7 protein-coding genes are annotated in these 9,799 nt (G+C 34.8%); all 7 read right to left on the bottom strand.

Annotated elements, in window-relative coordinates:
* Window positions 1–282: 282 nt before the first annotated feature.
* Window positions 283–1,830 (bottom strand): L-glutamate gamma-semialdehyde dehydrogenase, encoded by a 1,548-nt coding sequence (gene pruA / locus AC3ASS_RS08970; RefSeq protein WP_488283190.1) that lies wholly within the window; start codon window positions 1,828–1,830, stop codon window positions 283–285.
* 218 nt (window positions 1,831–2,048) lie between these two features.
* Window positions 2,049–3,221, bottom strand: a complete 1,173-nt coding sequence (locus tag AC3ASS_RS08965; RefSeq protein ID WP_488283189.1) for a CamS family sex pheromone protein — start codon at window positions 3,219–3,221, stop codon at window positions 2,049–2,051.
* Between the two features lie 15 nt (window positions 3,222–3,236).
* On the bottom strand, window positions 3,237–5,258 hold the full coding sequence (gene ligA / locus AC3ASS_RS08960; RefSeq protein WP_488283188.1) for an NAD-dependent DNA ligase LigA: 2,022 nt from the start codon (window positions 5,256–5,258) through the stop codon (window positions 3,237–3,239).
* 17 nt (window positions 5,259–5,275) lie between these two features.
* Window positions 5,276–7,480, bottom strand: coding sequence for a DNA helicase PcrA (gene pcrA / locus AC3ASS_RS08955; protein WP_488283187.1), 2,205 nt, complete (start codon window positions 7,478–7,480; stop codon window positions 5,276–5,278).
* A gap of 54 nt (window positions 7,481–7,534) precedes the next feature.
* Window positions 7,535–8,218 (bottom strand): heptaprenylglyceryl phosphate synthase, encoded by a 684-nt coding sequence (gene pcrB / locus AC3ASS_RS08950; RefSeq protein ID WP_488283186.1) that lies wholly within the window; start codon window positions 8,216–8,218, stop codon window positions 7,535–7,537.
* A gap of 209 nt (window positions 8,219–8,427) precedes the next feature.
* A complete protein-coding gene (locus AC3ASS_RS08945; RefSeq protein ID WP_488283185.1) occupies window positions 8,428–8,730 on the bottom strand; it encodes a YerC/YecD family TrpR-related protein in 303 nt (100 codons plus the stop codon).
* 16 nt (window positions 8,731–8,746) lie between these two features.
* Complete coding sequence (locus tag AC3ASS_RS08940; protein WP_488283184.1) at window positions 8,747–9,784, bottom strand: DUF3048 domain-containing protein; 1,038 nt, start codon at window positions 9,782–9,784, stop codon at window positions 8,747–8,749.
* Window positions 9,785–9,799 lie beyond the last annotated feature (15 nt).

The raw sequence follows: 9,799 nt of genomic DNA, 5'->3' as shown, positions 1-9,799 counted from the left end.
ATCTATCCGCCTCATTTACTCGATATGACCTTCGACAGAAAGAGCTTTGTTTTGTTATGCAAACTCACTCAATCATATCTAGCCTTATATGAGGTTCGTGTTCCTCGGACCGGTGTTTTGCCTCCAGCTTCCTTCAGATTCCGCGTCACCACGGACACCCTTGCTCTTGGCTAACCTCTACTTCTGTCTTCGGGGTTCGGGACTTACACCCTATAGTTCATGTACATGCCGGGCGCACATAAAAAAAGATCTGCCGAATGGCAGATCTTTAACAAACAATTATCAAAGCATTTCAGATGTTGTTTTTGCTTGCATATGAAGAACTAGATAGTCAGGGCCACCAGCTTTGGAGTCAGTTCCGGACATATTAAATCCTCCAAATGGTTGATAACCGACAATAGCTCCTGTACATCCTCTGTTGAAGTATAAGTTACCTACATGGAAATCTTCACGAGCTTTTTCAATATTCTCTCTGTTATTGGAAATAACAGCACCTGTTAAACCATATTCTGTATTGTTTGCAATTTCAATCGCTTCATCAAAGTTTTTAGCTTTCGTAAATCCAACAACTGGACCAAAGATTTCTTCTTGCATAATAACAGCGTCCGGAGCAAGGTCAGCAAACACAGTTGGTTGAATAAAGTAACCTTTTGAATCGTCTCCTTCACCACCAACCATTAATTTGCCTTCACTCTTACCGATCTCAATGTATTTCATAATTTTGTTGAAAGCAGATTGGTCAATCACTGGGCCTGTAAAAGTAGATGGATCGGAAGGATCACCAACTTTTAATTCTTTTGTTAGCTCTACCACTCTATTTAATACTTGATCATAAACGTCTTCAAGGACAACAACTCTAGAGCACGCTGAACATTTTTGACCAGAGAAACCGAATGCTGAGCTTACAATGGATTGAGCTGCTAATTCAAGATCAGCTTCTTTATCAACAATGATTGTATCTTTTCCACCCATTTCAGCAATTACACGTTTCAACCAAATTTGTCCTTCATTTACTTTAGATGCACGTTCATAGATTCTTACACCTACATCACGAGAACCTGTAAAGCTGATAAAACGAGTTTTTGGATGATCAACTAAATAATCTCCAACTTCTGCTCCACTACCTGGAACAAAGTTTAAAACTCCTTTTGGTAAGCCAGCTTCTTCTAATACTTCAACAAACTTAGCAGCTACAACAGGAGTTGCAGAAGCTGGTTTTAACAATACCGTGTTACCAGTAACAATAGCAGCGACCGTTGTTCCGCACATAATAGCTAGAGGGAAGTTCCAAGGAGAAATAATGATACCGACTCCTAATGGAATATATCCGAAACGGTTAAACTCACCTGGTCGGCTATTAACTTCTATTCCATCTTTTAATTTTAGCATTTGACGAGCATAGTACTCCATAAAGTCAATGGCTTCCGCTGTATCCGCATCTGCTTCTTTCCAAGGCTTTCCTGCTTCTTTAACAAGAAGAGCTGAAAATTCATGTTTGCGACGACGTACGATTGCAGCCGCTTTCAATAAGATATCTGCTCTCATTTCCGGTTTTGTTTTTCTCCAATTTTGGAATGTTTCATAGGCAACTTGCATCGCTTTTTCCGCAAGCTCTTTGTTTGCTTTAGAAACTCGTCCAATGATTTCGGATTTATTTGCCGGATTGTAAGAAATTATTTTATCTTCAGTCGAAATTCGTTCTCCACCAATAATTAAATCATAGTCTTGACCTAAATAGCTCTCCACTGTTTTTAACCCAGTAAGAAAAGCTTCTTTATTTTTTTCATCTGAAAAATCTGTAAACGGTTCATGCTTATATGGTTGTACCATCAAAATCCCTCCTATATTTAAACGTTTACATCCATAACTATTCTACATGTTTTATATCGTTTCTTCAATGAAGTATAAGAAAACAAATAAATATACAATTTTTGGAATATTGATACGATATGAAAAAGGATTGGACATTTGCCAATCCTTTTGTAATTGGTCATTAATTCCTTCGCGTTGTACAATAATGCCGTATTTGAGTGGAAAATGACTGACAATTAATAAATGTGTACAAATGGTTGGTCTTGGTTAGGAGTTCGAATAATTAATGCTTCCTGACCGCTAATGGATCCAACCTTTACTTCTATTACCCAATGTTTTGGGAAATACTTCATAATTAAACCAGTCACATATTGAGCAAATCCTATTGTCTCTGCTTTCCCCTTAAATTGAATGGTTATATCAATCTCTAATTTTTGAAGTTCTTTTCCTATATAAAATGCTTTCCCTACTACTCCGCTATAATTTGGGAAATAATCTTCAATATCTTGCTTAAAATAAGTAAATGCGGCTACGTCTTCCCGATGGTCTTCTTCTGCTTGCGTAGATGGAAACACATAATATTTTTCTTCTATTTTCTTCCAATCACCTAAAGATGAGCTTCCTTTTTTTACTGTACTGTAAGCAAAAAAGTTTCCCGGAACAATCGAATTTTTACTTTCTTGCTTAAATAGTCCAACTACTATAGGGACCTCTTTTAATCCTTCCATTTGTCGCAAACGTTTAACGACTTCTTGAGCGATTTTCTTTCCTTCTGCTTCAATTTTTTTATGATCGATTTTATTGTTAAATTCAGGACCAAATTGTTCCGTTTGGTAGTAGTGGACAGAATTTAAAGCTAAGCCGATAACAACTCCACCTAGTTTGACTTTATTATCATTCTCTTTGATTAAATAATTATGTTCAAGAATATGGGCTAGATATATTGGACTTTCTTCATGAGCCTTATGCAAATCTTTTTGATTGGTATCTAACATAGGATTTAACCCTACATTTTCATCCTCAGTTTTTCCAAGTTCTTTTAATTGATCTTTCGTATACTTTCGTTGCAGCCATTTACTTATTGTTTCCCTATCTAAATACGCACCATCTTGAAATACGTATTCCTCCGTAGAAAACTCGTTTTGAGCAATGCGAAGTAGCCCTTCTTCAAATTCATCACTGTCTAAACGAGTATTTAATCTGTCTACAACTAGTCCTCTGGAATCGGATGCTTTAAAAGGTAGTAATGTGCTATAAAATGAATCAGAAATTTTATATTTTGGTATAATAGCCTTCTCATCTTTGTTATTGTTATTTTCCTGTACTACCTCTTCTTGTTTATCCAAATTAGGTGTACAAGCTGTTAATAAGATAAGCGTGGCCATTAAAAAAATTGACAGCCTCTTCATATCAACACCTCATATTTATTGGCGTACATCCATTTTATTTAACTCTTGCAAAAATCTATCTTCATCCCATACTTCAATACCTAGCTGGTTAGCCTTCGTAAGTTTTGATCCAGCATCTGCTCCAGCTATGACCAGATCTGTTTTTTTGCTTACACTACCAGTTACATTTCCACCGAGTAGTTCAATTTTTTCTTTCGCTTCATTTCGAGATAATGATTCAAGCTTTCCAGTTAGAACGATGGTTTTTCCTGAAAACACTGAAGAATCATTCGTGTTATTATTCGGTTTTAAACCCTTATAAGTCATATTTACACCGTAAGACTCTAATTCCTTCAGTAATTCTTTTACTTCAGGCAATTCAAAATAAGTTACAATGGAATCTGCCATTTTTTCTCCAATTTCATAAATGGCTGTTAATTCCTCTTTTGTTGCATTTGCTAACCGTTCCATTGTACCAAAATGTTGAGCTAAAGTTTTAGCCGCTTTTGCACCTACATGACGAATTCCTAGTCCGAAAAGGAGTTTTTCTAGTGAATTTTCCTTTGATGCTTCAATTGCTTCTAACAAGTTATTTACTGATTTTTCTCCCATTCTCTCTAATTCTAGTAGTTGGTCTTTTTTAAGTTTGTATAGATCCGCTACATCACTGATCAAATTTTCTCTAAATAATTGTGAGATAACTTTTTCTCCTAGGCCTTCAATATTCATCGCATCTCTTGACACAAAATGAATAAGTCCTTCTCGAATTTGTGCGGGACATTTTGGATTAATACATCTTAAGGCGACTTCCCCATCTAACCGAACAAGATCTGCCTCACATTCTGGACAATGTGTTGGCATTTGAAACTCTACTTCATGACCGGTTCTTCGATCGAAAACAACACTGACAACTTCAGGTATGATATCACCTGCTTTTTTTATGACAACGAAGTCACCAATCCGAATATCTTTCTCTTTTATTAAATCTTCATTGTGTAAAGAAGCTCTTTGTACCGTTGTTCCCGCCACTTTTACCGGTTCCAAAATTGCTGTAGGAGTTACAACTCCTGTTCTTCCAACGCTTAGTTCAATATCTATTAATTTTGTAATAACTTCCTCCGCAGGAAATTTATATGCAATTGCCCACCTTGGACTTTTGGCAGTTGTCCCTAATTGCTCTTGTTGTTCAAAATTATCTACCTTAATAACAATACCGTCTATTTCATAAGGAAGAGTCGGACGTTTCTCATTCCATTCCGAAACGTATTGAATAACCTCTTCGATAGAAGAACATGTTCTTCTTTCCTTGTTTGTTTTAAACCCTAACTCATCAAGCAAATTTAAGCCTTCACTATGGGATTCTATACCAATAGCTTCTGGATTAGCGATTGAATATAGGAAAATATCTAAATTTCTTGAAGCAGCAATTTTCGGATCTAGTTGACGTAGGGATCCAGCAGCTGCATTACGAGGATTGGCAAAAGGCTCTTCTCCGTTTTCTTCTTTCATTTTATTTAATTGCTCAAATGATTTTTTTGGCATAAAAGCTTCGCCACGGACCTCGATTGTGAGATTATTTTTGATTCGGAGAGGAATCGAGCGAATCGTCCTTAAATTAGACGTAATATCCTCCCCAATTGTTCCATCTCCTCTAGTTGCCCCCTGAACAAATAGCCCGTTTTCATATTTTAGCGAAACAGCAAGTCCATCAATTTTCAATTCACAAACATAAGTGACATTTTGGCCCACTTCTTGTTTTACTCTTCGATCGAAATCTCTCAAGTCTTGTTCATTAAAAGCATTCGATAAGCTTAACATAGGAATGGAATGTTCAACTTTAACAAACATATCTAGTGCTTGGCCACCAACACGTTGAGAAGGAGAATCAGTCGTTTGCAAATCTGGATATATTTGTTCAATTTCTATTAATTCTTTCATTAATTTATCATATTCAGCATCAGGAATCGTAGGATTATCCAACACATAATATTCATAATTATATTTATTGAGCAATGCATGGAGCTCTTTTACTCGCTTTTCAGCCTGTAATCGATCCATCCTATATCCTCCTTTCATTACGCTTTTGTAATTGGGGCAAATTTCGCCAATAACCGTTTAATTCCAACAGGATTAGGGAAAGCAATATCTAATTCTAAATTTTCTCCTTCACCTTTCACTTGAACAACTGTGCCTATTCCCCATTTTTTATGTTGGGCTTTATCTCCGACTTTCCACTCTAATGATTCCCCACCAGTCGCAGATGGTACATGTGCAACCTTTTTGAAAGCAGGTTGTTGAACCGTTTTTGTTTGATAATTCCCTCTGACAGATCTCCGCTCATTTACATGTTCAATTAAATCCTCAGGAATTTCATCGATAAATCGAGATGGTGGGTTTACATTTGTACGTCCAAACAATGTTCTGAGTTGAGCATTCGTAAGATACAATTCTTCCTCTGCTCGTGTAATTCCTACGTATGCAAGTCTTCTTTCCTCTTCCATTTCCGCTTCTTCCATTAAACTTCTACTATGTGGAAAAACTCCTTCTTCCATTCCAATTAAAAAGACAACAGGAAACTCTAAACCTTTTGCAGCATGCAAAGTCATTAATACTACTGCATCTTTTACATCTTCTTTGTCAATCTGATCAATATCAGACACAAGTGCCAAATCCGTTAAAAATGCAATTAAACTTTTATCTTCGTTGGTTTGTTCAAAGTTTTTAGTAACAGATAAAAATTCCTCTAAGTTCTCTAATCTACTTTCTGCTTCTAATGACTTTTCTGCTTTTAACATCTCAATGTACCCAGATTTCTCTAAAATTTCTTCCACTAGTTCGGTTACAGAAAGATAATCTTGCATGGAATGCAACTGTTGAATAAAGTGGTGAAAATCCATACAAGCTTTTAATATTTTCGGACTCAAGCCAATAAAATCGCCTTCTTGGATGGCCTCATACATCGAAATTTCATTATTTGCAGCATATTGAGCAATTTTTTCTATAGAACTTTGTCCAATTCCTCGTTTTGGAACATTAATCACTCGTAATAAGCTAATATCATCATTCGGATTAGCTACTAATCTTAGATATGCTAAAATGTCTTTAATTTCTTTTCTATCATAGAATTTAATACCGCCCACAATTAAATATGGAATATTGGCTTTCATCAACATTTCTTCCACTACGCGTGATTGTGCATTTGTTCGGTATAAAATTGCTATGTCTGATCGTTTTCTTTTTTCTGATTCAGTTAATTCTTTAATTTTACTTGCGACAAACATAGCTTCTGCTTGTTCTGTATCCGCTCGATAATATTTAATATTGCTACCTTCATCATTTTCCGTCCATAATTTTTTAGGTTTACGATTCATATTATTTTTAATTACTTCGTTTGCAGCATGTAAAATTTTCTTTGTGGAACGGTAATTTTGTTCTAATAAGATCACTTTTGCATTTGGATAATCTTTTTCAAAAGATAATATATTAGCAATATCTGCTCCTCGCCAGCGATAAATCGATTGATCTGAATCTCCAACGACACATAAGTTTTTTAGACGTTTTGCAAGTAAATGGACCAATTTATACTGAGCTTTGTTTGTATCTTGATACTCATCCACATGAATATATTGGAATTTCCTTTGATAATATTCCAATACTTCTGGAACTCGTTCAAATAACTGGATAGTCTTCATAATTAGATCATCAAAGTCCAAAGAATGATTTTTTCTTAATCGTTTTTCATATTCAATATAGACTTTGCTAACAACATCATCATAATAGTTACCAACAAATTCTGAAAACTTTTCTGCACTTATCAGTTCGTTTTTTGCACTGCTAATTTTCCCTAATATTCCACGCGGATCAAATTTCTTCGGGTCTATATTCAAATCTTTTACAATCCCTTTAATTACAGACAATTGATCTGTAGAGTCTAATATTGTAAAATTTCTATTTATTCCTATCCGGTCTATATCCCTTCTTAAAATTCGCACACACATGGAATGGAAGGTAGAAATCCAAACTTCTTCCGCCGCTCCACCTAATAATTTTTCTATACGTTCTTTCATTTCTCTTGCTGCTTTATTTGTAAATGTTATCGCCAGTATATTATACGGATTCACGCTTTTTTCAACCATTAAATAAGCAATTCGATGAGTTAATACACGAGTTTTCCCACTCCCTGCACCAGCCATGATTAATAATGGACCTTCTGTTGTTTTTACCGCCATCTGCTGCTCTTTATTTAGTCCATTCAATAAACGATCCGTTAAAAATTGCATCATCATCCACCTTTTCACGAACAAATGTTCCTGTTTCTATTATACAAAATTTATCTATTTAACCGCATTAACTGTTTTTAAGGCTTGTTCAATATCTTCATAAATAACATTTCCAACTACAATCACGTCTGCATACTTTGACATTTCTAATGCCTGTTGTTCGTTTTTTATTCCTCCACCGTAAAATAAAACCGTATTTTTCAGTTTATTTTTCATAGCTTCCACGATAGCAGGATTCCCATATGTACCACTATATTCTATATATAAAATTGGAAATTGAAACATTTTTTCTGCTAGTAATGCATACGCTTCTAAATCTTCTTTTGTAAGATTTGTGTTTGCTTTTGTTAACTTTGCCACTTTTGAGTTTTCATTTAATACAACATATCCTTCAACTAATATTTCTTTCCAATCCATGATTTCTCCATATTCCTTAACAGCCTTATGATGTAAATCGACCACCCATTTCGTTTCACGACTGTTTAATACGGAAGGAATAAAATATAAGTCATATCCAGGAGTAATAATCTCAAAAGAGGAAACTTCTAATATACAAGGCACAGTATATCTTCTTATTCTTGCCATTAGATCTAAAACTTGATCAAGCTCGACTCCATCTGTACCACCAACAATAATTGCATCTGTACCAGATTCACAAACTTTTTCCAAGTCTTCATCAGAGATTTTTTTATTAGGATCAAGTTTAAAAACATGTTTCCAATCACGAATATTATACATGGTTATAAAACCTCCAAAATATATTCCATTTAGACATTATAACATTCCTTCATTTTATACTTAAAGTCGTACATAATAGCTTTTCACTGGAAATCATTTAAACAAACATTTGTTTAAAAATAGGTTAATACTGCTAACATTCAAATGGAAGGACTTAGGGAATTTAAATCATGAATATAAAAAAGAAAAGCACTCGAATTGTGCTTTTCTTATTCCCTACTCTCTTTTTGAATTCTTTCTAATACCATGTGATAACCATCATTTCCATAATTCAGACAACGTTTCACTCTAGATATGGTAGCTGTACTAGCTCCTGTTTCTTCTTCAATTGAATGATATGTTTTACCTTCGCGTAACATCCGTGCAACTTCTAATCTTTGAGATAAAGATTGGATTTCATTGATCGTACAAAGATCATCAAAAAAACGATAGCACTCCTCCAAATCTTTTAATGAAAGAATGGCTTCAAATAATTGATCTAATTCTCTTCCACGTAATTTGTTGATTTGCACATTTTTACCCCCTCCATTACTCTACTGTAACGCTTTGGCTTAAACCAGGGTAAGTAGGTACTATATTAATCCATGTTTTTCCGGGAACTAGTGAAGCTTCTTTTCCATTCTCCAACGGAATCAGACGGTTGTTTTCATACTTCCATTCTATTTCTTTCATGATTCCCTTTTGGAATAAATATCCTTTTCCACCTGATTCAAAAGAAAGTGCATTTCTGCCATAATCATCAATCGATTGATGTGGTATTTCATAAATAATTATATTATCTAATAACACCTCTTCTTCAGTATCATAATCGACTGTTTGAATATTGGCAGAGTACCTTCTATATTTATTCGTTACTGAGTCATATTCATATCTGACTTGAAAATCCGAGGATGAATAATTCACAGTAATGTTCGTTGCTTTTGTTCCTGACAACTCTTCTAATTGATCTTTAGATAAAAATGAAAGCGGTTCTGGAGCTCCTTCTAATTTAAATTTATTACGCTCTGCTCCGGCAACAATATTTTCATAAGATATATAAGAGTTATGTGGGGCCTTGCGATCATTTGAACGAACAAATAATGTCCCATCATAAAATAATCCATTTAAAGAATCAATGTAGCCACTTTCAATCAATTTTTTTGCTTGTGGGCTCCACCCATGGTGAACGAATATACTGTCAAAACCTTTTGCTAATTCTATATAATAATCTCTTGCACTTCTCACTGGACCAACACGCTCTGGCATTTCACTTTGAAAAATAGCTAAAAACCTCGTGATTCCACCTTCAGCAATGATCTCATACACAACATCTGCTTTATGTAATCCTGATTGAGGTCTCGCTGCAGGATGGTTGTTTATCATCACTCCAATGGCACGGTGGTTTACGTTCTCATTTGTTTCAATTCCTGTTAAAGAATAAGTGTAAGCAAATTCCTGCTGTTTTTGCTCTACTTTCTCTTCTTCTTTTACATCCTCTTTTTTTGATGCAGTTTCTTTATTTTTACTACAAGCTGCTAAAGATAGTAATAAAATTAACATAATTAGTCCGATTCTTTTTTTATACAAAATCCCACCCCTTAA

The organism is Bacillus sp. JST-5 (assembly GCF_057747715.1).
Note: the sequence above shows the minus strand (reverse complement) of the source record. Positions and strands in the feature narration are given on the sequence as shown.

Excerpts from the sequence above, each read along its gene's own strand:
- pcrA (WP_488283187.1), bottom strand. The coding sequence starts at position 7,480 with ATGCAATTTTTAACGGATCGTTTATTGAATGGACTAAATAAAGAGCAG.
- ligA (WP_488283188.1), bottom strand. The coding sequence starts at position 5,258 with ATGGATCGATTACAGGCTGAAAAGCGAGTAAAAGAGCTCCATGCATTG.
- pruA (WP_488283190.1), bottom strand. The coding sequence starts at position 1,830 with ATGGTACAACCATATAAGCATGAACCGTTTACAGATTTTTCAGATGAA.
- AC3ASS_RS08965 (WP_488283189.1), bottom strand. The coding sequence starts at position 3,221 with ATGAAGAGGCTGTCAATTTTTTTAATGGCCACGCTTATCTTATTAACA.
- pcrB (WP_488283186.1), bottom strand. The coding sequence starts at position 8,218 with ATGTATAATATTCGTGATTGGAAACATGTTTTTAAACTTGATCCTAAT.